The sequence below is a fragment of the Microbacterium sp. MYb72 genome (assembly GCF_002979415.1).
In the GTDB taxonomy this organism is placed as follows: Bacteria; Actinomycetota; Actinomycetes; order Actinomycetales; family Microbacteriaceae; genus Microbacterium; species Microbacterium natoriense.
On the sequence record NZ_PCOT01000017.1, the window covers coordinates 63,013 to 86,544 of the forward strand.

The window sequence follows — 23,532 nt, forward strand, 5'->3', positions numbered from 1 at the left end:
GCACGGATGCCGGTACGATATCGCCATGTCCTCAGAGAAGAACTCCGCGACGCTGCAGAACTTCATCGGCGGCCGCTACGTGCCCGTGAACGGAGCGGGTCACCTGCCGCTCATCGACCCCGCGACCGAAGAGGTCTACGGGCAGCTGCCTTTGTCGGATGCGAGCGACGTCGACGCGGCCTACGCCGCGGCATCCGCCGCCTTCCCGCTCTGGCGCGACACCACGCCCGCCGACCGTCAGCTGGCGCTGTTCCGCATCGCCGACGAGATGGAGGCGCGTGCGGAGGAGTTCGCCGACCTGGAGTCGCAGGACACCGGCAAGCCGCGCGCGAGCCTCGTGGCCGATGAGATCGTGCAGTCGATCGACCAGCTGCGCTTCTTCGCCGGAGCCGCCCGCAGCCTCGAGGGGCGGGCCGCCGCGGAGTACATGGCCGGCCACACGTCCTTCGTGCGGCGCGAGCCCGTCGGCGTGATCGGGCAGGTCACCCCGTGGAACTACCCGCTCAACATGGCGGTGTGGAAGATCGCCCCCGCGCTCGCCGCCGGCAACACGGTCGTGCTCAAGCCTGCAGAGTCGACTCCGCTCACCACGCTGCTGCTCGCCGAGATCGTGGCGATGCACACCCCCGGCGGCACGCTCAACGTCGTGCTGGGCGACCGTGACACCGGTGTGGCCCTGGTCGAGCATCCTGTTCCGCAGATGGTCGCGATCACGGGTTCGGTCCGCGCGGGCATGGCCGTCGCACGGTCGGCCGCGAACGACGTCAAGCGCGTGCACCTGGAGCTCGGCGGCAAGGCCCCGGCGATCGTGTTCCCCGGCGCCGACATCGCGAAGGCGGCATCCGGCATCGTCACGGGCGCCTTCTTCAACGCCGGGCAGGACTGCACCGCCGCGACCCGCGTGCTCGTGCACTCGTCGATCCACGACGAGCTCGTCGCCGCTCTGGTGGAGAAGACGAAGACGGATGCCCGCACCGGGGGTCCGCGTGAGGAGGGCGTGCTCTACGGGCCGCTGTCGAGCGCGGCGCAGCTCGCGCAGGTGCAGGGCTTCGTCGACCGGCTCCCCGCGCACGCGAAGATCGAGGTCGGCGGCAAGCGACAGGGGGATGCCGGGTACTTCTTCGAGGCCACGATCGTGTCGGGGATGCAGCAGGACGACGAGGCCGTGCAGGGCGAGATCTTCGGCCCCGTGCTGACGGTGCAGTCCTTCGAGACCGACGAGGAGGCGCTCGCGCTGGCGAACGGCGTGGACTACGCGCTCGCGTCGTCGGTGTGGACGACCGATCACGCGCGGGCCATGCGCTTCTCGCGTGACCTCGACTTCGGCTGCGTGTGGATCAACACGCACATCCCGTTCGTGTCGGACATGCCGCACGGCGGCTTCAAGCACTCCGGCTACGGCAAGGACCTGTCGCAGTACGGCTTCGACGACTACACGCGCATCAAGCACGTCATGACCGCGCTCGACTGATCCCGTTTCGTCACTTCGACTCGCTGCGCTCGCTCAGTACGGCGCTCGGTCGCTGCGCTCCTCGCTCAACGACCGGGTGGCGGTACCCCGACCGGGCGGCGGTGACCCGCGGGTGTGGTGGCCCCGCGGGTCGTTGAGCGAGCGGAGCGAGACGAAACGCGGTGAGGTGCGAGCGGGTCAGTCGTTCGACGACCGGCGCAGTGCGCGGGTGGTCTGCTCCATCGCCTCGGCGGATTCGGCGACGATCGCCCGCATGGCCGACTCGGCGCGCTCGGCATCCCTCGACTGCACCCCGGCGGCGACCTCGCCGTGCAGGCGCAGCGCCTCCGGATCCGCGACGTCCGGCATCAGGTCGTGGTGCGTCCTGCCCTCGAGGACCGCGACGACGATCGGCGACAGGCTGCTGAGCATGACGTTGTGCGAGGCCTGGAGCAGCGTGGTGTGGAAGTCGATGTCGTGGGCGAGGTACTCGTCGGTGTCGGCGGCGCGTGAGGTCGACGACATCCCGATGACCGCAGCGGTCAGCGCACCGCACTGCGCCGGAGTCGCGTGCAACGCGGCGAGCCGGGCGGCGACGGGCTCGACGGCGCTGCGGAGCTCGCTGAGGCTCTGCAGCAGCTCGGCGCGCCGCGGTCCGTCGAGCCGCCACCGCAGCACGCGCTGGTCGTAGGGGCTCCACGTCTCCGGCGGCTGCACGATGATGCCGACGCGCTGGCGCGACGCGACCATGCCGAGCGATTCGAGCACGCGCACCGCCTCGCGGATCGCGCTGCGTGAGGCGCCGAACTCGGCCACGGCGTCGTCCATGATGATCCGGCTGCCGGGGGTGCGGCGCTCGGCGCCGATGTCCGCACCCCAGCGCTCGACGATCACATCGTGCAGAGCGTTCTGAGGCATGGCCTCATGGTAGGGGAAAGACCCGATGTTTGCATCCGCTCACGCAAGCGGAGCAGATAATCCCGCACAGATCTTGAAATAGTCAGATTATTTAGGTACCGTACTCGTAAATATCAGACGGAAGCGCCGTGGCTCTCGGACAGTGCTTCCCCCATGGGAGGAACAATGATGGTTCCCTTGACACTGCTGAAGACGGCGGACCCTGCCCCGATCGTCCCCGTCGGCTCGGACGCCCAGCTCATCACCGCCGCACTGATCGGCTTCGCCGTGATCATCGTCCTGATCACCTGGCTGAAGGTGCATCCCTTCCTCGCCCTGACGATCGGCGCACTCGGCGTCGGCATCGGCGCGGGTATGGCCACCGGCCAGGCGCTCACCAGCTTCTCCAACGGCTTCGGCTCGACCATGGGCGGCGTCGGCGTGTTGATCGCCCTCGGCGCGATGTTCGGCAAGCTGCTCGCCGACTCCGGCGGCGCGGATCGCGTCGTCGACACCCTCGTCTCGCGGTCGAGCAAGAGGGCACTGCCCTGGACGATGGGCGTCGTCGGCGCCGTGATCGGTCTGCCGATGTTCTTCGAGATCGGCCTCGTGCTGCTCATCCCGGTGATCATCCTCGTCGCCCGCCGCTCGGGCGTCGCGCTGATGAAGATCGCCATCCCCACCCTCGCCGGCCTCTCCGCGATGCACGGTCTCGTGCCCCCGCACCCCGGACCGCTGATCGCGATCGACGCCCTCGGCGCGAACCTCGGCCTCACCCTCGCGTTCGGCGTGATCATCGCGATCCCGACGATCATCATCGCGGGCCCCGTCTTCAGCGGGTTCGCCGCGAAGTGGGCTCCCGTGCCCGTGCCCGACATGTTCCTCACCGCCGAGGACAAGGGCGAGGACGTCACGCAGCGCCCGCGCCCCTCCTTCGCCGCCGCGCTCTCCAGCATCCTGCTTCCGGTCGTGCTCATGATGGGCAAGGCGCTCGCCGCGGTCATCGCGCCCGACTCGACGGATGCCTGGAAGGTCGTGCTCGACTTCGTCGGCACCCCCGCGATCGCGCTGCTCATCACGCTGATCTTCGGCATCTTCGTGCTCGGCGCCGGCGGGAAGATGAACCGCACCAGCGTCGCGCACTCCCTGGAGAGCAGCCTCCCGCCGATCGCCGGCATCCTCCTCATCGTGGGTGCGGGCGGCGCGTTCAAGCAGGTCCTCATCGACACCGGCATCGGCGAGGTCATCACCAGGGCCGTGCTCGAGAGCGGGGTCTCGGTGCTGCTGCTCGGCTGGCTCGTCGCCGTGCTCGTGCGCATCGCCACGGGCTCAGCCACGATCGCCACGATCACGGCGGCCGGTCTCATGACCTCCGCCGCGTCGACGCTCCCCGGCCCGGAGGTCGCCCTCCTCGTGCTCGCGATCGGCTCCGGCTCGGTGTTCCTCTCGCACGTGAACGACGCCGGGTTCTGGCTCGTCAAGCAGTACCTCGGAACGAGCCTGCCGCAGACGTTCAAGACCTGGACGGTGCTGGAGTGCCTGATCTCGGTCGTCGGCCTCGCCGGCGTGCTGCTCCTGGATCTGGTGGTCTGATCATGACGACGACGAACGGACAGGACGCCGTGCAGACCCCGCCGGACCCGCCCATCGTGCTGGTGGTGATGGGTGTCTCCGGATCGGGCAAGTCCACCGTGGCCGGCATGCTCGCCGGACGGCTGGGCTGGGACCTCGAAGAGGGCGACGATCTCCACCCCGCGGCGAACGTCGCCAAGATGGCCGCCGGGGTGCCCCTCACAGACGAGGACCGGTGGCCGTGGCTGGAGCGGATCGCCGCGTGGATACAGCTGCACACGGCATCCGGAACCCCCGGGATCGTGACCTGCTCTGCGCTGCGCCGCGTCTACCGGGACCGGCTCAGCGGACCGGGCGTCGCCTTCGTCCATCTCGACGGCACGCGCGAGACGATCGCGAACAGGCTCAGCACCCGCTTCGACCACTTCATGCCGCAGAGCCTGCTGGGCTCGCAGTTCGCGACCCTGGAGCCGCTCGAGCCCGACGAGGAGGGCATCGTCGTCGACCTCGGCCGCGGCCCGAAGGACGAGGTCAAGGAGATCATGCGTCGCCTTCAGCTGTCGCCGCTCCCCGCGCCGGAGTACACCGACGAGGGGATGCTGGCCGACTGAGGCCCGCTCCGACGGGACCGACGAGTCTCGCACGGGCGCCGTGACCGACGCCCGTGCGAGACTGTCGGTCGTGGCGGAACGCCGGCCGAGAGCACCCGCCGGCCGGCGAGGAGGGGGACGCGTCGACATGGGGATCTTCAGCCTGCTCGAAGAGGCGCGAGCACGCATCGACGAGGGCGAGCAGGGGGCGGCGCGCGCCCTGCTGGTCGAAGGACTCGCAGGGGCGACATCCGCGACCGGCGCCGACGAGGCGTGCGCTCTCGCCGAGGCGACCGGACTGCTCATCGGACTCGACGTGGAGATCGAGCAGCCGGAGACGATCGATCGCCACCTGGAACGCCTGGCCGCTCTCACCGATGGCGTCGACGACGAGCGCACGGCGGAGGCGCTGGCGTACGCGGAGCTCCCGCGGATCGAGTTCGTGCACGGTCTGGACGACGTCGATCCGGTGCTGCACGTGGAGGTGCTCCAGCGCGCCGTCGCCCTCGACGCCCGCTGGCGCGACTCCCCGCATGCGGGCGTCCGGCGGGCAGCCGCCGAGGCCGCGCTGACCGCGCAGATGATCCGCAAGTGGCTGGGGCAGTCGCCCTCGTCCATCGCCGTGGCTCTCGACGAGCTCGCCCTCCGCCTCGGCGGAGAGGCCGACCAGCGGTCGGCGTCGATCAGGCTCGAGGCGATGTTCACCGCCTCGCGGCTGCGCGTCGAGAACGACCTCGACCTCTCCGGTGTTCCCGAGGTGCTCGATCTGGTCGTACGGGAGGCGCGCTCCGGTCCCGGCTCCGCGGGATTCGCCCTCGACGCCGCGCTGCTCCTCGCCGACATCGCGATCGCCGAGGGCGCTCCGGCGCTCGAGGCCGTCGCCCCCGTGAGGCGGCTGCTGGCAGACGGGCTCGGCGAACCAGGGGTGCAGCGCGCGCGGCGCGAGACCCGGCACCTGGAGGAGATCCTCGATCGTCTCGACGGAGCGGATCGGGATGCCGTCGCCGCCGAGGAGTGGTCTGCTCTCCTCGGGCGGTACGCAGCGGACGCCGACGCCGATGCGCGCTCCCTCGTCCTCTCCGATCTCCTTCGCCACGTCGGCCCCACCGCGTATGCGACGGCATCCGGTCTCGCGCTGCTGCGCGAGGCCGACCGGGTGTTCCTGTCGGACGACGACCCGCGGTCGGCCCTCGCCCGGTTCGGCGTCGCGGCGCGCATCGCGAGCGTGCTCGGCCATCCCGATGGAGCGACGGCGGCGCGCGAGCCCTCGTCTCCCGAGCGAGACCCCGTGGCGGCCGTGGCCGCGTCCTTCGCCGTGGAGGAGAGGTTCGCCGCCTTCTGGGACGACGTCGAGACGGTGCCGATGATGGCCGCGCTGCTCCTCGACAGGGCGCTCCGGCAGTCCGATCTCGGCGGGCGGGACGATGCGCTGTCGACGCTCGCCCGGCTCTCCGCGAACGTGCGGTCGACGGGGCGCGACATCGCCAGGTCGGAGCGCGTGCAGGCGGGGTACTGGGAGAGCAGGTTCCTCCGTGATGCCGGACAGCAGGACGCATCCCGGAAGGCGATCGACGAGGTTCTCGCCGAGTTCTCCGCGGACCCGTCCGGCGACGTGCGCCGGTGGGCGGCGAACGCGCTGTGGTCGGCGTGGCGCTCCGATCTCACAGGGCAGACCGAATCGAGGGAGCTGCGGCGCCTCTTCGCCGAACGATTCGCCGACGACCCCGACGTGAGGATCCGCCGACTCGACGCGACCAGGATGCTCGGCGACGCGGTGGAGTCGCATGAGCAGGGGAGCACGGGCGCGGCGATCGACCTGCTCCGTGCGCTCGACGCCCGCTTCGGCGACGCCGACGACGACGACATCCAGGACACGGTCCGCCGTGCCCGCGAGAACCTCCGGATCCTCTCGCTGATGCCGGGGGCGGATGCCGCGTCCGGTGATGCGGCGACCGAACGGTACCGGTCGCTGCGAGATCGTCTCTACGCCGCCGACGAGCTCGCCGAGAAGGGGCGGGTCGCCGAGGCGGAGGGCCTCTGGAGGGGCGTCGTCGAGGAGAGCGCCGGAACAGACGACGTCGATGTCGCGATGCTGCGGCTCGCGGCGCTGGACGCCTGGGCGGGCTGGCTCCAGGACGCCAAGTACTGGGAGCAGGTCGCGACGCTGGCGCGCCAGGCGACCGTCATCCGGGCAGGGAGCGACCTCCGCGCCGAGCGCGTGCAGGCCCGCGCGTACCTCCGGCTGGGCATGGCGCTCGGAGCTCTCGGGGACCCTCGCGGGGCGATCGCGGCGTACGAGGCGCTCGATGCGCTCGCCGAGGGGGAGACAGACGGAGAGCTGGCGACGACGCGCCAGCAGGGCGTCTACAACCGCGCCATCATGATCGACGAGATCGGCGACGTCGCCGGCGCTCTCGCCGCCTACGAGCACGTCGTCGCCGTGCACGGGCAGTCGGTCGACACGGCATCCGGTCGGCTCCGCTGCGCGAAGGCGCTCCGCAACCAGGCGATCCTCTTCGGAGGGCTCGGGCGCACGGCGGAGGCCGCCGGAGCGCACCGCCGGGTGCTCGACATCGGTGCGGGCACCGCCGACGCCGACCTGATGGTGCGCGTCAGGGCGTCGGCGTTCGATCTCGCCGCGTGCTTCGCGGCGCTCGGCGATCACGCCTCGGAGGCCGCGACCTACGCCTGGATCCGCTCCGCCCCGCATCTCGGCCTCTCCGCGGCGGAGGTCCGTTCCGCGGCGCGTGCGGAGAAGGCCGCGCGGCGACGAGCGCGCTGACGCCGTTCGTCTGACGCCGGCGTCGTCCGTTCAGCGCAGCGGGTCCTTGACGCGGCGGTGCTCCGCGAGCGACTGGTCGGGGCGCTGCTCGACCTTGGTCGCGCCGTCGGCGATCCAGCCGTGCGCCGCGTAGAAGGCGTCTGCCCTGTCGTTGCCGTCGAGCACCCACAGGTAGGCGCGGGTGTGCCCGGCATCCGCGATGACCTTCTCCGCAGCGGTGAGCAGGGCGTGGCCGACGCCGGTCGACCACGCGGAGGGGTCGGCGTAGATGCCGTACACCTCGCCGTCGGCCAGCCCGTCGTCGTCGCGCCCCGAGCCGAACGAGGTCCAGCCGATGACGGCGCCGTCGCGGACGGCGACGAGGATGCCGAGCCCGGTCGGCAGCGGTTCGGCGACGAAGCGCCGCCACCCCGCCGCGCGCTCCTCGATGGAGAGGCCGTCGAGGAGCTCCTGCGGCATGAGCCCTCGATACGCGACCTGCCAGGAGCGCACGTGCACGGCGGCGACCTCGTCGGCGTCGTCGATCTGTGCCTCGCGGATCACCAGCTGCGTCATCCGTCCACCCTAAGGGAGGCGGATCGGGCACGTGCAACACCCGTCGACAAGTACGACGCGATGTGTCAGGCTGATCGAAGTCGACTCCCGGGGGATCACCATGGCCAGGCCGATCGCAGGTCCGCAGTCTCTGCTCCGCACGCTCAACGGGCGGGCGATCCTCGAGACCCTCGGGCGCAGGGGGCCGCAGACCCGCGCCGAGCTCATGGCCGCGACCGGCCTCTCGCGCACCGCCGTCACCCAGGTGCTGCGGATGCTCGAGGGCGCGGGCGCCGTCGTCCCCGCCGGCGTCGACCGTGAGACCAGGGGACCCGCGGCGAGCAGGGTGGCGCTGCATCCCCGCCTCGGCGTGGCCGCCGCCGTCCACGTCGACCACCATGCCGCGCACGTCGCGCTCGTCGACCCGATGGGCGTCGTCAGAGCGGAGCAGCACGCGCCCTTCCCGCTCCGCGGCGACCGGGTCGAGCACATCACGGGCCTCATCGATCAGTGCCTGCTGGCGGTGCAGGCGCCGCTGCGCCTCGTTGTCGTCGGAGTGCCGGGCATCGTCACGGCCGACGGCGGCATCCGCGACGACCAGGGCCCAGACGGCGGCGCGTTCAAGGCGGCCCTGATCTCCCAACTCGACTGCCCCGTGCGGGTGGAGAACGACGTCAACCTCGCCGCTCTCGCAGAGCTCACCTCGGGAGCGGGCGCCGAGCTCTCCAGCTTCGCGCTGCTGCTGCTCGACGACGGCCTCGGCGGGGGCATCGTGATCGACGGCATGCTGCACAGAGGCTTCTCCGGTGTCGCGGGGGAGGTCATGTACCTGCCGCAGACACCGCTGCCGATCGGCGCGCCCGTGCTGGGCGACGCGGTCGTGGGCGACCTGGCGCTGACGAACGGGCGCGACCCCTCGCTCACGCTCGACCAGCACCTCGACGCGGCCGCCGCCGGTGATGAGGCCGCGCTCGCGATGGCCGCCGAGATGGGGCGGCGCATCACCCTCGTCGCGGGCAGCGTCGCCCTCGTGCTCGACCCCGAGGCGTTCGTGCTGAGCGGATCGGCGGCGCACCCCGTGCTCGTCGACGCCGTGCAGTCCGTGGCCGACGCCTATGCCGCGCAGCTGCCCATGCGCTTCCTGGTCTCGTCGTTCGGGCCGGAGGCGCCGCTGGTCGGCGCGATCGGCGAGGCGGCATCCGCTCTCCGCACCACCGTGTTCAGCAGCGTCCTCCCCGACAGGAGCAGTCGATGATCTCCGACCTCGCCGATCGACTCGGCCTCGCCCCCGGAGCACGGGCGATCATCCTCAACGCCGACGACTTCGGCATGTGCCATGCGGCGAACCTCGCGATCACCGAGCTGCTGGATGCCGGGCGCATCGACTCCACGACGGTGATGGTGCCGTGCCCGTGGTCGCCGGAGGCGCTGGCGTTCGCGGCATCCCGCACCGATCTCGACGTGGGCGTGCACCTCGTGCTGACCAGCGAGTGGACCCGGTACCGCTGGCGGCCGCTCACCGGCGTGGGCACGACGCTCGTCGACGCCGACGGGTTCTTCCCCTCGGAGGTGCGGCCGGTCGAGGAGAACGCGGCCGAAGACGACGTCGCCGCCGAGATCGCCGCGCAGCTGCAGGCCGCGCTCGACGCCGGGGTCGACGTCACCCACCTCGACAACCACATGGGCTCGGTCTACGGACTCCTCACCGGCCGCGACTTCCTCGCACCGGTGTTCGCGCTCGCCGCACGCCACGGTCTGCCCTTCCGGCTGCCGCGCAGCATGGACGGCGCAGGCGCGGACGTCGAGCTGCAGCGCACCCTCGACCGGGCGGCCGCTGCGGCGGATTCCCTCGGCGTCGAGATCATCGACCGGCTCTGGTCGCACCCCTTCGAGATCGTCGGCGAGGGCACGGATGCCGAGGAGGGGTACGAGCAGGTGCGCGACGGCTTCATCGCGCTGCTGCGCGCCGTGCCCGCCGGAGTCACCGAGATCTACCTGCATCCGATGATCGACGACGCGGAGCTCAGGGCGGCGGTCGACTTCGCCGCCGCCAAGCGCGGGTACGAGCACCGGCTGCTCGCCGACCCCGCGGTGCTGCAGGCGATCGAGGACGAGGGTCTCGTGCGCATCGGCTGGCGCGCGCTGCGCGAGCTGCAGCGGAGTGCGGCGCGGTGACCCTGCTCGGCGCGCTCCGCGACCGCCGCATCGACGCGGCGCCCCCGCGCGCCCAGACGATCGCCTTCGGCGCCTCCGGGTTCCCGACCCAGCTGATGGCGCAGACCTTCTCGGCCTTCGTCGTCTACTTCTACGTCACGCACCTGGGCGTGCCGCCGGGGTGGGTCGCCGCGGCCATGATCGCCCACGGCATCCTCAACGCCGTGCTCAACCCGGTCGTGGGTGCGCTGTCCGACCGGATCCGCACGCCGTGGGGGCGCCGGGTGCCCTGGATCGGGCTCGGCATCGTGCCGCTGGTCGTGGCCTTCGCGCTGGTGTGGATGCCGCCTGAGCTCCCCGTCGCCGGGCTGATCGCCTGGTTCCTCGTGGTCGTCGCGGTGTACGACATCGCCTTCGTCGTGGTCGTGCTCAACATCTCCGCCCTGTTCCCCGAGATCTTCCGCACCACGGAGGAGCGCGCCCGCGGCAACGTCCCGCGGCAGATCTTCGCGATCCTCGGAATGGTGCTGGGCACGGCAGGAGCCCCGGCGCTGTACGGCTCGATGGGCTGGCCTGGCATGGCGCTCGTGCTCGGCGGGGTCTGCCTCGTCCTCCTCGTGTGGTCGTTCCTCGGCGGCATGGTCGAGCGCACCGTGCCGGAGGTGGCATCCGAAGCCATGACCTGGCGGCGCCAGCTGACGCTCACCTTCGCCAACCGCGCCTTCGTGCCCTACGTGCTCGGGTCGCTGTGCGTGCAGACGTCGATCGCGATCATCCTCGCCGCCCTCCCGTTCTACGTGCGGTACTCGCTGCACGCGCCGGAAGGGGAGGGCAGCGTGCTGCTCGGCGCCATCTTCGTGACGGCCATCCCGTCGATCGTGCTGTGGAGCGCGGTCGTGCGGCGCACCTCGCCGCGCACGGCGCTGCTGTGGAGCGTCGGCGTCTTCGGCGTCGCCGTGCTCGGCTACCTGCTCCCGACGACGGTGCTCGCCGCGGCTCTCGTCGGCATCGCGGTGGGGGTCGGCATCGGAGGCCTCCTCCAGCTGCTCGAGGTGATGCTGGCGCAGATCATCGACGACGACGCCGTGCGCACGGGGCATCGGCGCGAGGGCGCGTACTTCGGGGTGAACGGGTTCGTCGTGCGCGGGGCCGTGGTGGTGCAGGCGATCGTCGCCGCCGTCGTGCTGACGGCATCCGGGTTCGACGCGACGCTGGGCGACAGCCAGCCGGATGCCGTGGACGGCGGCATCCGCGTGATGGTCGCGGTGATCCCGCTCGTCTTCACAGCCCTGGCCTGGGTGTGCTTCTGGTTCTACCCGATCCGCACCCGCGACCTCTGACCCTCCCGAGCACCCCGGGGGCGTCGCCCGACCGCGACGCGAGGCGGAGGGATCGCCCGTCCGGGCGAATCGGGGAAGGGGCCCCGCTTGCGGGGAAGGGGTACCCGTTCTTCGCCCGGACGGGCGATCCCGGAGCCGTCCCGATCACACTGCCGCGCGACGAGCCTCCCAGCCCGTGCGGACCATCTCGTCGACCGTGTAGCGCATCCGCCAGTCGAGGTCGCGGGCGGCGAGCTCGCCGGTCGCGACGATGCGGTCGGGGTCGCCGGGGCGCCGGGGGCCGACCTCGGGGGTGAAGTCGATGCCGGTCACGCGAGCCACGGCATCCATGATCTGCGTCACGCTGAGGCCGTCACCCGAGCCCAGGTTGTAGGCGGGCTCGATCGACTCGCCCGCCGACAGGCGTCGCGCGGCGGCGACGTGCGCGGCGGCGATGTCGCCCACGTGCACGTAGTCGCGCACGTTCGTGCCGTCGGGGGTGGCGTAGTCGTCTCCGAAGATCTTCGGGGTCCTGCCCGCGATCAGCGCCTCGAACACGATGGGGAAGAGGTTGTGCGGACTCACGTCATAGACCGTGGGGTCGGCCGAGCCGACGACGTTGAAGTAGCGCAGCGACGTGTGCCGGAGCGGATGCGCGGAGTCGGCGGTCGCGGTGGCCTGGTCGCGCAGCAGCCATTCGCCGATGAGCTTCGACTCGCCGTAGGGGTTCGCCGGCCGCTTCGCCGTGTCTTCGACGACCAGATCGACGTCGGGGGTGCCGAACACCGCGGCCGACGACGAGAACACGATGTTCGCGACACCCGCGGCCGCCATCGCCTCCAGCACCACGCGCGTGCCTTCGACGTTCTGCGCGTAAGTGTGCAGCGGACGCTGCACCGAGACGCCCGCGTACTTGAAGCCGGCGACGTGGATCACTCCCTCGGCGTCGTGCTCACGCAGCGTGCGCTCGACGAGCTCCCGATCGAGGATGCTGCCGCGGACGAACGGCACGCCCTCCGGCACGAACGACGCGACCCCGCTGGAGAGGTCATCGATCACGACCGGAGTGAGCCCGGCATCCGACAGTGCCCGCACGACGTGCGATCCGATGTAGCCGGCGCCGCCGGTGACGATCCAGGACATGGTTCTCCTTCAGGGTCGGGTGCTCAGTATTCCAGGGCGACCTGCGTGCTCGCCGCACGGGCGCACGTCCTCAGGCGTCGCGACCGGCGCCGGCGGACGGCACGACGGTGAACAGGTGGGGCGCGGAGAACCCGGATGCCGCGAACGCGGAGGCCACGGCATCCGACACGTCCGCGACGGCGTCGGCCTCGATCAGCGCGATCGCGGCTCCGCCGAAGCCGCCGCCCGTCATCCGTGCGCCGAGCGCCCCGGCGGCGAGGGCCGCCTCGACCGCCGTGTCGAGCTCGGGAACCGAGATCTCGAAGTCGTCGCGCATCGAGGCGTGCGAGGCGACGAGCAGGTCGCCGATCGCCCTGGCGCCGGACTCGCGCAGCACGCGGACGGTGTCGAGCACACGCTGGTTCTCGGTCACGACGTGGCGCACGCGGCGGAACGTGACGTCGTCCATGAGCGCCTCGGCCCTGGGCAGGTCGGCGACCGTCACGTCGCGCAGCGAAGGGACGCCCATGATCGCGGCTCCGCGTTCGCAGGCGGCGCGGCGCTCTCCATAGCCACCGGTGGAGTGCGCGTGCTTCACGCGGGTGTCCATGACGAGGATCGCGAGACCGGCCTCGGCCACGCCGAGCGGCACGAGCTGCGCCTCCAGCGAGCGGCAGTCGAGGAAGGTCGCGGCATCCGGCTCGCCGAGCATGGAGGCCATCTGGTCCATGATCCCGGTGGGCGCTCCCACGGCCTCGTTCTCGGCCCTGCGGCCCACGCGGGCGAGGGCGACCCGGTCGAGGCCGGCTCCCCACAGATCGTTCAGGGCGGATGCCGTGGCGCCCTCGATCGCAGCGGACGAGGAGAGCCCGGCGCCGACGGGGACGTCGGAGGCGATCGCGATGTCGACGCCCGATCCGGTGACGGACGCGGCCTGAGCCAGAGCCCAGGCGACCCCCAGCGGGTAGGCCGCCCACTCCGGGACGGCGGGCTCGGCGCCGGCCGCCGTCGGGAACAGGCCGTCGAGCTCGTCGAGGGCGACCTCGACCGGCTCTGCGGCGAACGTCGAGGCGACACGCACACGGCCGACGCCGTCATCGCGTCGACCGACGGCCGCGACCGTGCGGTGCGGGATCGCGAAGGGCAGCACGAATCCGTCGTTGTAGTCGGTGTGCTCGCCGATGAGGTTCACCCGGCCGGGAGCCGACCAGAGGCCCTCGGGCTCGCGGCCGGTGAGCTCGAGGAACAGCGCCGTCGCGGCATCCTGGGTGGTGGTCATGCGGACGCCTCCTCTGCGCGGGCGATGGCTTCGCGGATGCGGGCGGCGCCCTGCTCGGGTGCGACCTCGGCGGCCCACGCCCACATGGCGGCCTCCGATCCGGCCAGGAACTTGAGCTTGTCGGCGGCGCGGCGGGGGCTGGTGAGCTGCAGGTGCAGGCGCACGCTGTCGCGGCCGGTGTTGACCGGAGCCTGGTGCCACGCGGCGATGTACGGGGTCGGGGTCTCGTACAGCGCGTCGACGCCGCGGAGCAGACGCAGGTAGAGCGGGGCGAGCTCGTCGCGCTCGGCATCCGTCGTCTCGGCGAAGTCGGGGACGTGACGGTGCGGCATCAGGTGCACCTCCAGCGGCCAGCGGGCGGCGAAGGGCACGAAGGCCGTCCAGTGCTCGCCGCGGAAGACGACCCGCTCCGACGACTGCTCGAACTCGAGGATGCGCTGGAACAGGTCGGGCGCCGTGCGGTCGATGCTCTCCAGCACGCGGGTGGTGCGCGGGGTGACGTAGGGGTAGGCGTAGATCTGGCCGTGCGGGTGGGGCAGGGTCACGCCGATCGCCTCGCCGCGGTTCTCGAAGGGGAAGACCTGCTCGATGCCGGGCAGCTGCGACAGAGCGGCGGTGCGGTCGGCCCAGGCCTCGATCACGGTGCGGGCGCGGGTGACGCTCTGGGTGCCGAAGGATCCGGTGTGCTCCGGGCTGAAGCACACGACCTCGCAGCGGCCGACCGAGGTGCGGGTGCGTCCGAGTCCGAGGGCGGCGAGGTCGTCGAGTCCGCGCGGAGGGTTGGATGCTCCGGGAGCGTCGCCCGTGGCCTCGGCGAGGGCGGGTCCGAACGCGGGGGACTTGTTCTCGAACACCGCGACGTCGTAGCGCGACGGGACCTCCGACGGATTGGTCGGAGTCTGCGGCGCCAGCGGGTCGGCGTCGGCGCTCGGCATCATGACGCGGTTCTGGCGGTTCGCGGCGACCGTGATCCAGTCACCGGTGAGTACGTCGAGCCGCATCGTGGCCGTGTCGGGGCGCGGGTCGAGGACGCGGGCGTCGATCGAGCGCTCTGCGGGGAGCGCGGTGTCGGGGTCGTCGTAGTAGATGAGGTCGCGGCCGTCGGCGAGCGTCGTCGCGCGCTTGGTGACGCCGGCGGAGAGGGTCGCCGTTCGGAACTCCGGAGATTCGTGCGTGTTCACGTAAACATGGTACGTCCGACGGCGTGGTAACGTCAACATTGAGGAGTTGTGAACGGAGGATGCCGGTGACCCGCAGCGAACTCGGACTCCCCGGCGAGCGGATGCCGCGCCGTCGCCCGGCATCGGGGCGCGTGTCGATGGCCCTCGTCGCCGCCCGCGCCGGAGTCTCCGGCCAGACCGTCTCCCGCGTCGTCAACGACAGCCCCCGGGTGGACCCCGCCACGCGCGAGCGCGTCGAGAAGGCGATGGCCGAACTCGGCTACCGCCCGCACCGCGCCGCCAGGGCTCTGCGCACCGGCCGCTCGCAGACCATCGGCCTCGTCGTGACGACCCTCGCCACCGTCGGCAACTCGCGGATGCTGCAGGCCACAGCCGAGGCCGCGGCGGAGCGGGGATACGCCCTCACGCTCGTCACCGCGTCCGGTGGCGTCGCCGAGGCGTTCGAGCACCTCGCCGAGCAGGAGGTCGACGGTGCGATCGTGCTGAACGAGGCCTCCGCGCAGGTGCCGACCGCTCAGCGTCCTGCCGGGTTGCGGCTCGTCGTGGTCGATGCGGCCACCGACGACGGCTTCATCTCCGTGCACAGCGACCACGCCGGAGGTGCGGCTCTGGCCACCGCGCGGCTCCTTGCGGCCGGGCGCCCGATCGTCCACCACCTCGCGGGGCCCGCCGACTCCTTCGCGGCGGCCGAGCGCGAGCGCGGGTGGCGGGACTCCCTCGCCGCGGCCGGGATCGACGCCCCCGAGGTGGTCAGGGGCGACTGGAGCGCCGAGTCGGGATACGCCGCGGGGGCCGCCCTCTCCGCGGCATCCGCCGTCTTCTGCGCGAACGACCAGATGGCGCTGGGGCTGCTGCGCGCGCTCGCCGAGTCGGGGCGCCGTGTGCCGGAGGACGTCGCCGTGATCGGCTTCGACGACGTCCCGGATGCCGCGAACTACCGCCCGCCGCTGACGACGATCCGCCAGGACTTCACGGCCCTCGCTCACCGTGCGGTCGCCGCGCTGGTCGCCGACATCGAGGGTGAGGGTCCGGCATCCGGCCCCTCGATCATCCCGACGCTGCTGATCGAGCGCTCCAGCACTCTCTGACCCTGCCGTCGGCCCGCCGCCCACAGCGGGGGCGCCTTCGGATGCGCTTGTGGTCGAGCGCGAAGGATCTGGAATCTGGAATGCGCTTTCCCGAAAGGGTTGCGAGAGCGTGATGCGGCATGGGATGCTGTCGGAAAGCGCTTACCCAACTAGCGACGGACGCGCACCCACTTCCCACAGAACGGACCACTGATGTCACAGGCGACCACCCGCGAGATCGGGATCATCATGAACGGCGTCTCCGGACGCATGGGCTACCGGCAGCACCTGGTGCGCTCGATCCTCGCGATCCGCGAAGAGGGCGGCATCGAGCTGCCGGACGGGAGCCGCATCACCGTGAAGCCGATCCTCGTCGGACGCAACGAGGCGAAGCTCGCCGAGCTCGCCGAGAAGCACGGCATCGAGGATTACACGACCGATCTGGATGCCGCGCTCGCCGACCCGCGGTGGGAGATCTACGCCGACTTCCTCGTGACGAAGGCCAGAGCATCCGCGATCCGCAAGGCCATCGCCGCGGGGAAGGCGATCTACACGGAGAAGCCCACGGCGGAGTCCCTCGACGAGGCGCTCGAACTCGCCCGGCTGGCGAAGGCCGCCGGCGTCAAGACCGGCGTCGTGCACGACAAGCTGTACCTCCCCGGCCTGCAGAAGCTCAAGCGCCTCATCGACTCCGGCTTCTTCGGACGCATCCTGTCGGTGCGCGGCGAGTTCGGCTACTGGGTCTTCGAGGGGGACTGGCAGCCCGCGCAGCGCCCGAGCTGGAACTACCGCACCGAAGACGGCGGCGGCATCATCTCCGACATGTTCCCGCACTGGAACTACGTGCTCGAGAACCTGTTCGGCGAGGTCACGAGCGTGTACGCGCAGGCCGCCGTGCACATCGCCGACCGGTGGGACGAGAAGGGCGAGCACTACACCGCCACCGCCGAGGACGCCGCGTACGGCATCTTCGAGATCGAGGGCGGCATCATCGCCGAGATCAACTCCAGCTGGACCGTGCGCGTGAACCGCGACGAGCTCGTCGAGTTCCAGGTCGATGGCACGCACGGCTCCGCCGTGGTCGGACTGTTCGGCGCGAAGATCCAGCCGCGCAACGCCACGCCGAAGCCGGTGTGGAACCCCGACCTCGAAGACACCCGCGACTACGACGCCGACTGGCAGAAGGTCCCGACCAACGACGTGTTCCTCAACGGCTTCCGCCAGCAGTGGGAGGAGTACCTCGTCTCCTACGTCGAGGGCACCGAGTACCCGTTCGACCTGCTCGCCGGCGCCAAGGGCGTGCGGTTCGCCGAAGCCGGCCTCACCTCCAGTGCCGAGGGCCGCAAGATCGCCATCGAACCGCTGGCGCTCTGATGGCCGCTCTGACGCTCCTCGCACCCGACGGCACGGTGTCGCACGCGGCGCTGAACGACTCCGGAGGCTACGCGCGCCCGGCATCCGCTCTGCGCAGCCGCGTCGCGTACGCCGCGGCGCACGTCGTGCCGAAGGCGCACGCCGACAACACCCCCGGTCGTCCCGCGGACATCGACTGGGACTCCACCCTCGCGTTCCGTCGCAACGTGTACTCGTGGGGTCTCGGCGTCGCCGACGCCATGGACACGGCGCAGCGCAACATGGGACTGGATGCCGCGGCCACCCGCGAGCTCATCGCCCGCAGCGCCGAGGTGGCGCGCGAGGAAGGCGGCTCGGTCGTGGTCGGTGTCAACACCGACCACGTCGACGAGCAGCGCATCTCGCTCGATCGGGTGATCGACGCCTACCGGGAGCAGCTGCACTTCACCGAGGAGCAGGGGGCGGGGCCGGTGCTGATGGCCTCCCGCCACCTCGCGCGCGTGGCCGCGGATGCCGACGACTACCGTCGCGTGTACCGCGCGGTGCTGGAGAGCGCGACCGTTCCGGTGGTGCTGCACTGGCTGGGCACGGCCTTCGATCCGGAGCTCGCCGGCTATTTCGGAGCGGACGACTGGCAGACGGCATCCGCCGTGCTCCTCGACATCATCGCGGAGAACCCCGGCAAGGTCGGGGGCGTCAAGATGAGCCTGCTGAACGCCGAGAGCGAGATCGCCGTGCGCTCGCAACTGCCCGACGGCGTGCGCATGTTCACCGGCGACGACTTCAACTACGTGGGTCTCATCGGCGGCGACCCGGCGCCGGACGCGGGAACGTCGAATTCACGGGACGTCGCCGAGCGCACGGGAAGCTCGCGTGAGGATGCCGTGCACTCGGCGAGAGGACGTGAACTCGGCGGTTCAGACAGTGGGCACTCCGATGCGCTGCTCGGCGCGTTCGCCGCGATCACCCCGGTCGCATCGGCAGCGATCCAGGCGCTGGATGCAGGGGATCCGGCGCGCTACCGGGAGATCCTGGGCCCGACGGAGGAACTCAGTCGGCAGGTCTTCGCCGCGCCGACGTTCTACTACAAGACCGGTGTCGCCTTCCTGTCCTGGCTGAACGGTCACCAGCCCGCGTTCCAGATGGTCGCGGGGCTCCACTCGGCCCGCAGCCTCCCGCACCTCAGCCGCATCGTCGAGCTCGCGAACGCCTCGCTCGCGCTGGAGCATCCGGAGCTCGCGCGAGAGCGCTGGCACGGGATGCTGAGTCTGAACGGAGTCGACGCATGAGCATCCAGGCCGGAACGTCAGCAGGAAACCCGAATGTCGGTCGACACGGCATCCCTTCGACCGACATTCGGGATCTGAGCCGACAGAGCGACGGCGACCCCGATCCTCGCCTGTCGATCAATCAGGCCACGATCAAGCACGCCGACCTCGCGACGGCCCTGCGGGTGACGGCGGATGCCGGCATCCAGGCCATCGGGCTCTGGCGCGAGCCCGTGAACGAGGTGGGGCTCGATGTCGCCGCGCGGATGCTCGCCGACTCGGGTCTGCGGTTCACGACGCACTGCCGCGGAGGCTTCTTCACCCTGCCCGACGGACCGGAGCGCACCGCAGCGCTCGACGACAACCGTCGCGCGATCGAGGAGACCGCGACGCTCGCCGCGGCCGGCGCCGACGGGTCGACGGCCGTGCTCGTGCTCGTGGCCGGCGGTCTTCCCGAGGGCTCACGCGATCTCGTGGGCGCGCGGGAACGAGTGCGTGATGCGATCGGCGCGCTCGCCGACGACGCGAGAGCTGCAGGGGTGACGCTCGCGATCGAGCCGCTGCATCCGATGTACGCGTCCGACCGGGCGGTCGTCTCGACCCTCGGCCAGGCGCTCGACATCGCGGCGGACTTCGAACCTGCGGTCGTCGGCGCGGCGGTCGACACCTTCCACATCTGGTGGGACCCGCAGGTGCTCGACCAGATCGCCCGCGCAGGGCGGGAGGGCCGCATCGCGACGTACCAGGTGTGCGACTGGAAGACCCCGCTCTCCGCCGATGTGCTGCTGTCGCGGCACTACACGGGCGACGGGGTGATCGACTTCGGCTCGCTCACCCGTGCCGTCGTCCAGGCCGGGTACAACCACGACATCGAGGTCGAGATCTTCAACGCCGACATCTGGGCGGATGCTCCGGATGCCGTCGTGCGCCGCACCGCGGAGACCTTCGCCGCCGCGGTGTCTCCGCACCTGGGCTGAGGCCGCTCAAAGACCGGTGCGGTCGCGGCGCCGAAACGGGTTCCGTCGCCCGCGACGGGGCTGCGGGCACAGCAGGAGAGAACACGAGAGGATGAGCACATGACCAGGATCCGCGCAGGGCTCTGCTCGGTGACCTTCCGCGCCCTCGGGCCGGAGGAGATCGTCGCGCTCGCCGCCGATGCCGGGCTCGAGGCGATCGAGTGGGGCGGCGACGTCCACGTGCCTGCGGGTGACGTCGCCCGGGCGCAGCAGGTCGCGCGGGCGACGAGGGATGCCGGCCTCGCGGTGGCCTCGTACGGGTCGTACTTCCGGGCGGGCGCGGGGGAGGACATCGCCCCCGTCCTCGACAGCGCGGAGGCCCTCGGCGCCGACCGCGTGCGGATCTGGGCGGGTTCCGTCGACGCCGCAGAAGCGACGGATGCCGAGTGGACTCGGGTCGTCGAGCGGCTGCGGGCCGCGGCATCCGAAGCCGGGGAGCGGGACATGGAGCTGGCGCTGGAGTTCCACTCCGGCACCCTCGCCGCCACCGCCCCCTCGACGCTGCGGCTCCTCGCCGAGGTCGGGAGTCCGCACCTGCGCACCTACTGGCAGCCGACGGTCGCAGCATCCGTCGATGACGCCATCGACGAGTACCGACAGATCGCGGCCCACACGAGCGCCGCCCACGTCTTCTCCTGGTGGCCGGTGAAGGAGCGCCTCCCGCTCCGCGAGCGCGCAGATCTGTGGACGCGCTTCTTCTCCGATGCGCGCGCCGCCGCGCACCCGCCGCGCGACGCGCTGCTGGAGTTCGTGCCCGGCGATGACCCGTCGCTCCTCGCGTACGAGGCGGCGACGCTGCGCTCCTACCTCGCGGCCTGACGTCTGGCGTCGCGCTCGTGGAGGGGAAGCGACTCCCTCGATCCGGCACCTGATGTCGCTACGCCCGCCGTGTTGCGGCGCCAGGCGCCGATTGCGCGTGAGCATTCGTGCTGGCTCGGGAGCGGTTCCGTGTCGTAGAGTGTTGTCGCCGGGCTGGCAAACGTTTGCCAAGAACGCTGGCGTACACCGGCCGACTAATGGTAAGAAGTTTTACGAACGGGGCTGACCGGCTCCGACGGATGCACTTCCGAACGCGCAGGAGACGACGATGTCACACGCACGATCCACTTCCTTCCGCAGGCGCCTCCTCACGGCCTGCGTCGCCGCCGCGGTCGCGCTGCCACTCGGCTTCGCGACAGCGGCCTCCGCCTCCACGGGCGCCGCATCGCCGGCGGCCTCGGCATCCGTGACCACGGGCACCGCTCCGTCCGCGGCATCCGCAGCAACGGCAGCAACGGCTCAGCCGGCGGCATCCGTCACCGCGGCGACCCTGATCTCGCAGGGGCGTCCGGCCACGGCATCGTCCGTGGAGGCATCGGCATTCCCGGCATCCGCCGCGGTGGACGGGTCGGGAACGACGCGCTGGGCGAGCGTGGAGGGCGTCGACCCGCAGTGGATCCAGATCGACCTGGGCGCCGGGGCGTCCGTGTCACGGGTGCTGCTGAACTGGGAAGCCGCGTACGCGTCGAAGTACCGAGTGCAGATCTCCGCCGACGGGTCGTCGTGGACGACGCTGAAGGACGAGACGGCGGGCAACGGCGGCACCGACGACATCACGGGACTGAACGGCGCCGGACGCTATCTGCGCATCCACGGCACCGCCCGCGGCACCTCGTACGGATACTCGCTCTACGAGGTCCAGGTGTACGGCACGGCCGGCACCGGCACGCCGGGCGGCGGCACGATCGTCGACGTCTCCACGGCGGCGCAGCTCACGTCGGCCCTCGCGGCCGCGACCCCCGGCCAGACCATCCGCCTCGCGCCGGGGACCTACCAGGGCAGCTTCGTCGCGACGACGCCGGGCACGGCATCCGCTCCCATCACGCTCACCGGGCCGCGCACGGCCGTCATCACGAACGACGGCCCCAGCGGCACCCTGAACGGATGCCCGCACCCCGGTGACGGCTGGGACTCCGGATACGGTCTCTGGCTGTACGGCGCCTCCTACTGGAACGTCTCGGGCCTCACCGTCGCCGACGCGAAGAAGGGCATCGTGCTCGACACGGCGACCCACGTCACGATCGACGGGGTGCTCGTGCGCGACATCGACGACGAGGGAGTGCACTTCCGGAAGTCCTCCGCCGACGGCGTCATCAAGAACTCGCAGATCATGCGCACCGGACTCGCCCAGCCCGGGTACGGCGAGGGTCTCTACCTCGGCTCCGCGAACTCCAACTTCACCTGTTACGCCGATTCGTCCGGGCGTGACCGCTCCGACCGGGTCCAGGTGCTCGACAACGCCTTCGGCCCCGGGATCGCCGCCGAGCACATCGACGTCAAGGAGGGCACCGAGGGCGGCGTCGTCCGCGGCAACACCTTCGACGGCACCGGGCTCTCCGGGCAGAACTCGGCCGACTCCTGGATCGACGTCAAGGGCAACGGGTACCTCTTCGAGGACAACACCGGAACCTTCTCCTCTCCCGGCGTCTTCGCGAACGGCTACGAGACCCACAATCCGCTCACCGGTTGGGGATGCGGCAACATCTGGCGCGGCAACGACTCCGACCTCGGCGGCGTCGGCCGCTATGCGGTGTTCGTCTCCTCGACCTCGAAGTGCTCAGCCAACCCCAACAAGGTCTACGCCTCGAACACCGTGACAGGCGCCACCTCCGGGCTCACCAACGTCGCGGTCACCCCCTGACCGCGTCTCCCCATCGATGAAGATCGGAAGCTGCATATGAAGACCACCCATCGGGTCATCGCGGTGCTCGCCGCCGCGACCCTGTCGCTGACCTGCGTGCCGGCTGCGGCCGGCGCCGCGGAGATCGCACCCCAGTCCGCCGCACCGGCGTCGCCGGCAGGCCAGGCGGGCCCGCTGACCTCCACCGAGGTCGGCCCACTCGCCGAGACGCTCATCTCGCAGGGGCGTCCGGCGACGGCATCCTCTGTGGAGACGTCCGCGTTCCCCGCATCCGCCGCTCTGGACGGATCCTCGACCACCCGCTGGGCGAGCCAGGAGGGCGTCGATCCGCAGTGGATCACGGTCGACCTGGGCGCCGGAGCCTCGGTGTCTCGGGTGCTGCTGAACTGGGAGGATGCATACGCATCGACGTACACGGTGCAGATCTCGGACGACGGCACGACTTGGACCACGCTCAAGAACGAGACGGCGGGCGACGGCGGCACCGATGACATCACAGGGCTCAACGGCACCGGCCGCTACCTGCGGGTGCACGGCACCGCGCGCGGCACCGCCTACGGCTACTCGCTCTGGGAGCTGCAGGTCTACGGCACGCCGGGCACCCCGGGCGGCGGCAGCAGCAGCGGTTCGACCACCACGGTCACCTCGATCTCGGCGCTGCAGACGGCCATCAACAACTCCGATCCCGGTGACACGATCGTGCTGAAGAACGGCAGCTACAGCGTCTCCTCCGCGGTGAGCCTCGGCTCCGGCGCCTCCGGGACCTCGTCCGAGCCGGTGACCATCAAGGCTGAGACCGTCGGCGGGGTGACGCTGACCGGATCATCGAGCTTCTCCTTCTCCGGCGTGCACGACGTCAGCATCCAGGGCTTCAGGTTCACGCAGTCGACGACGATCGACGTGGGCTCGAGCAGCAAGGCGGTGGACTTCATCCGCAACGAGTTCCTCTTCGCCCAGTCGGCCGAGCACAACCTGATCGTCCGCTCGGACGACTCGGAGATCGCCTACAACTGGTTCCACGGCAAGAGCACGATCGGCGTCTACCTCGGCATCGAGGGGCCGGGGACCGACACCGTCGCCAAGAACTCCCACATCCACCACAACTACTTCTCCGACCAGACCTTCGCCGGAGCCAACGGCGGCGAGTCGATCAGGCTCGGCACCAGCCCGAAGGCGCTCTCCAGCGGAGGGGCGATCGTGGAGTACAACCTGTTCGAGAACGCGAACGGCGACCCCGAGGCGATCTCGGTCAAGTCCAGCGGGCACAC

The 23,532-nt window shown here is 71.1% G+C and carries 19 protein-coding genes; 14 read left to right on the forward strand and 5 right to left on the reverse strand.

Features of this window, described 5'->3' with window-relative positions:
- Window positions 1–25: 25 nt before the first annotated feature.
- Window positions 26–1,471, forward strand: coding sequence for a gamma-aminobutyraldehyde dehydrogenase (locus CQ047_RS11075; protein WP_105675179.1), 1,446 nt, complete (start codon window positions 26–28; stop codon window positions 1,469–1,471).
- A gap of 177 nt (window positions 1,472–1,648) precedes the next feature.
- Here CQ047_RS11075 and CQ047_RS11080 read toward each other — a convergent pair whose 3' ends face one another.
- On the reverse strand, window positions 1,649–2,368 hold the full coding sequence (locus CQ047_RS11080; protein ID WP_105675181.1) for a FadR/GntR family transcriptional regulator: 720 nt from the start codon (window positions 2,366–2,368) through the stop codon (window positions 1,649–1,651).
- 168 nt (window positions 2,369–2,536) lie between these two features.
- Here CQ047_RS11080 and CQ047_RS11085 point away from each other — a divergent pair, with 168 nt between their 5' ends.
- From CQ047_RS11085 to CQ047_RS11095, 3 genes are all read left to right on the forward strand, one after another.
- Window positions 2,537–3,940, forward strand: coding sequence for a GntP family permease (locus CQ047_RS11085; protein WP_105675183.1), 1,404 nt, complete (start codon window positions 2,537–2,539; stop codon window positions 3,938–3,940).
- Window positions 3,941–3,942: 2 nt separating this feature from the next.
- Entirely contained in the window at window positions 3,943–4,530 is a 588-nt protein-coding gene (locus tag CQ047_RS11090) for a gluconokinase (RefSeq protein ID WP_105675185.1), read from the forward strand.
- Between the two features lie 127 nt (window positions 4,531–4,657).
- Window positions 4,658–7,291 (forward strand): hypothetical protein, encoded by a 2,634-nt coding sequence (locus CQ047_RS11095; protein ID WP_105675187.1) that lies wholly within the window; start codon window positions 4,658–4,660, stop codon window positions 7,289–7,291.
- A gap of 30 nt (window positions 7,292–7,321) precedes the next feature.
- Here CQ047_RS11095 and CQ047_RS11100 read toward each other — a convergent pair whose 3' ends face one another.
- On the reverse strand, window positions 7,322–7,846 hold the full coding sequence (locus CQ047_RS11100) for a GNAT family N-acetyltransferase (protein ID WP_105675188.1): 525 nt from the start codon (window positions 7,844–7,846) through the stop codon (window positions 7,322–7,324).
- A gap of 100 nt (window positions 7,847–7,946) precedes the next feature.
- Between CQ047_RS11100 and CQ047_RS11105 the strand changes: the two genes are divergently transcribed.
- Genes CQ047_RS11105 through CQ047_RS11115 form a run of 3 tightly spaced genes read left to right on the forward strand, consistent with a single transcriptional unit; the run spans window position 7,947 to window position 11,319 of the window.
- On the forward strand, window positions 7,947–9,080 hold the full coding sequence (locus CQ047_RS11105; RefSeq protein WP_105675190.1) for an ROK family transcriptional regulator: 1,134 nt from the start codon (window positions 7,947–7,949) through the stop codon (window positions 9,078–9,080).
- The gene (locus tag CQ047_RS11110; protein WP_105675192.1) at window positions 9,077–10,000 is read left to right on the forward strand and encodes a polysaccharide deacetylase family protein; all 924 of its coding nucleotides are present in this window, start codon (window positions 9,077–9,079) and stop codon (window positions 9,998–10,000) included. The genes CQ047_RS11105 and CQ047_RS11110 overlap by 4 nt, the downstream gene beginning before the upstream one ends.
- Window positions 9,997–11,319: an MFS transporter gene (locus CQ047_RS11115; RefSeq protein ID WP_105675194.1), complete on the forward strand. Its 1,323-nt coding sequence runs from the start codon at window positions 9,997–9,999 to the stop codon at window positions 11,317–11,319. Before CQ047_RS11110 ends, CQ047_RS11115 begins: the two co-directional genes overlap by 4 nt.
- Window positions 11,320–11,463: 144 nt before the next feature.
- On the opposite strand, the gene galE is transcribed toward CQ047_RS11115, so the two are convergent.
- The 3 genes from galE to galT form a co-directional block, all read right to left on the reverse strand.
- Entirely contained in the window at window positions 11,464–12,441 is a 978-nt protein-coding gene (gene galE, locus CQ047_RS11120; RefSeq protein ID WP_105675196.1) for a UDP-glucose 4-epimerase GalE, read from the reverse strand.
- Between the two features lie 70 nt (window positions 12,442–12,511).
- Complete coding sequence (gene galK, locus CQ047_RS11125) at window positions 12,512–13,699, reverse strand: galactokinase (RefSeq protein WP_105675198.1); 1,188 nt, start codon at window positions 13,697–13,699, stop codon at window positions 12,512–12,514.
- On the reverse strand, window positions 13,696–14,880 hold the full coding sequence (galT, locus tag CQ047_RS11130; RefSeq protein ID WP_105675200.1) for a galactose-1-phosphate uridylyltransferase: 1,185 nt from the start codon (window positions 14,878–14,880) through the stop codon (window positions 13,696–13,698). The genes galK and galT overlap by 4 nt, the downstream gene beginning before the upstream one ends.
- Before the next feature lie 137 nt (window positions 14,881–15,017).
- On the opposite strand from galT, the gene CQ047_RS11135 reads away from it, so the two are divergent.
- The 7 genes from CQ047_RS11135 to CQ047_RS11165 form a co-directional block, all read left to right on the forward strand.
- Window positions 15,018–15,968 (forward strand): LacI family DNA-binding transcriptional regulator, encoded by a 951-nt coding sequence (locus CQ047_RS11135; protein ID WP_105675219.1) that lies wholly within the window; start codon window positions 15,018–15,020, stop codon window positions 15,966–15,968.
- A 192-nt stretch (window positions 15,969–16,160) separates the two neighbouring features.
- A complete protein-coding gene (locus CQ047_RS11140; protein WP_105675201.1) occupies window positions 16,161–17,321 on the forward strand; it encodes a Gfo/Idh/MocA family protein in 1,161 nt (386 codons plus the stop codon).
- Window positions 17,321–18,589, forward strand: coding sequence for a dihydrodipicolinate synthase family protein (locus CQ047_RS11145; RefSeq protein WP_105675203.1), 1,269 nt, complete (start codon window positions 17,321–17,323; stop codon window positions 18,587–18,589). Before CQ047_RS11140 ends, CQ047_RS11145 begins: the two co-directional genes overlap by 1 nt.
- Complete coding sequence (locus CQ047_RS11150; protein WP_105675205.1) at window positions 18,586–19,545, forward strand: sugar phosphate isomerase/epimerase; 960 nt, start codon at window positions 18,586–18,588, stop codon at window positions 19,543–19,545. The genes CQ047_RS11145 and CQ047_RS11150 overlap by 4 nt, the downstream gene beginning before the upstream one ends.
- 99 nt (window positions 19,546–19,644) lie before the next feature.
- Window positions 19,645–20,403, forward strand: coding sequence for a sugar phosphate isomerase/epimerase (locus CQ047_RS11155; RefSeq protein WP_105675207.1), 759 nt, complete (start codon window positions 19,645–19,647; stop codon window positions 20,401–20,403).
- Between the two features lie 268 nt (window positions 20,404–20,671).
- Window positions 20,672–22,264, forward strand: a complete 1,593-nt coding sequence (locus tag CQ047_RS11160) for a discoidin domain-containing protein (RefSeq protein WP_181155911.1) — start codon at window positions 20,672–20,674, stop codon at window positions 22,262–22,264.
- 36 nt (window positions 22,265–22,300) lie between these two features.
- Window positions 22,301–23,532 (forward strand): chondroitinase-B domain-containing protein (locus CQ047_RS11165; RefSeq protein ID WP_181155912.1); only part of this gene is annotated, 1,232 nt, incomplete at its 3' end.

What these genes read in the sequence shown, in the direction of transcription:
- CQ047_RS11075 (WP_105675179.1), top strand. Translation starts at nt 26, where the DNA reads ATGTCCTCAGAGAAGAACTCCGCGACGCTGCAGAACTTCATCGGCGGC.
- CQ047_RS11080 (WP_105675181.1), bottom strand. Translation starts at nt 2,368, where the DNA reads ATGCCTCAGAACGCTCTGCACGATGTGATCGTCGAGCGCTGGGGTGCG.
- CQ047_RS11085 (WP_105675183.1), top strand. Translation starts at nt 2,537, where the DNA reads ATGGTTCCCTTGACACTGCTGAAGACGGCGGACCCTGCCCCGATCGTC.
- CQ047_RS11090 (WP_105675185.1), top strand. Translation starts at nt 3,943, where the DNA reads ATGACGACGACGAACGGACAGGACGCCGTGCAGACCCCGCCGGACCCG.
- CQ047_RS11095 (WP_105675187.1), top strand. Translation starts at nt 4,658, where the DNA reads ATGGGGATCTTCAGCCTGCTCGAAGAGGCGCGAGCACGCATCGACGAG.
- CQ047_RS11100 (WP_105675188.1), bottom strand. Translation starts at nt 7,846, where the DNA reads ATGACGCAGCTGGTGATCCGCGAGGCACAGATCGACGACGCCGACGAG.
- CQ047_RS11105 (WP_105675190.1), top strand. Translation starts at nt 7,947, where the DNA reads ATGGCCAGGCCGATCGCAGGTCCGCAGTCTCTGCTCCGCACGCTCAAC.
- CQ047_RS11110 (WP_105675192.1), top strand. Translation starts at nt 9,077, where the DNA reads ATGATCTCCGACCTCGCCGATCGACTCGGCCTCGCCCCCGGAGCACGG.
- galE (WP_105675196.1), bottom strand. Translation starts at nt 12,441, where the DNA reads ATGTCCTGGATCGTCACCGGCGGCGCCGGCTACATCGGATCGCACGTC.
- galK (WP_105675198.1), bottom strand. Translation starts at nt 13,699, where the DNA reads ATGACCACCACCCAGGATGCCGCGACGGCGCTGTTCCTCGAGCTCACC.
- CQ047_RS11135 (WP_105675219.1), top strand. Translation starts at nt 15,018, where the DNA reads ATGGCCCTCGTCGCCGCCCGCGCCGGAGTCTCCGGCCAGACCGTCTCC.
- CQ047_RS11140 (WP_105675201.1), top strand. Translation starts at nt 16,161, where the DNA reads ATGTCACAGGCGACCACCCGCGAGATCGGGATCATCATGAACGGCGTC.
- CQ047_RS11145 (WP_105675203.1), top strand. Translation starts at nt 17,321, where the DNA reads ATGGCCGCTCTGACGCTCCTCGCACCCGACGGCACGGTGTCGCACGCG.
- CQ047_RS11150 (WP_105675205.1), top strand. Translation starts at nt 18,586, where the DNA reads ATGAGCATCCAGGCCGGAACGTCAGCAGGAAACCCGAATGTCGGTCGA.
- CQ047_RS11155 (WP_105675207.1), top strand. Translation starts at nt 19,645, where the DNA reads ATGACCAGGATCCGCGCAGGGCTCTGCTCGGTGACCTTCCGCGCCCTC.
- CQ047_RS11160 (WP_181155911.1), top strand. Translation starts at nt 20,672, where the DNA reads ATGTCACACGCACGATCCACTTCCTTCCGCAGGCGCCTCCTCACGGCC.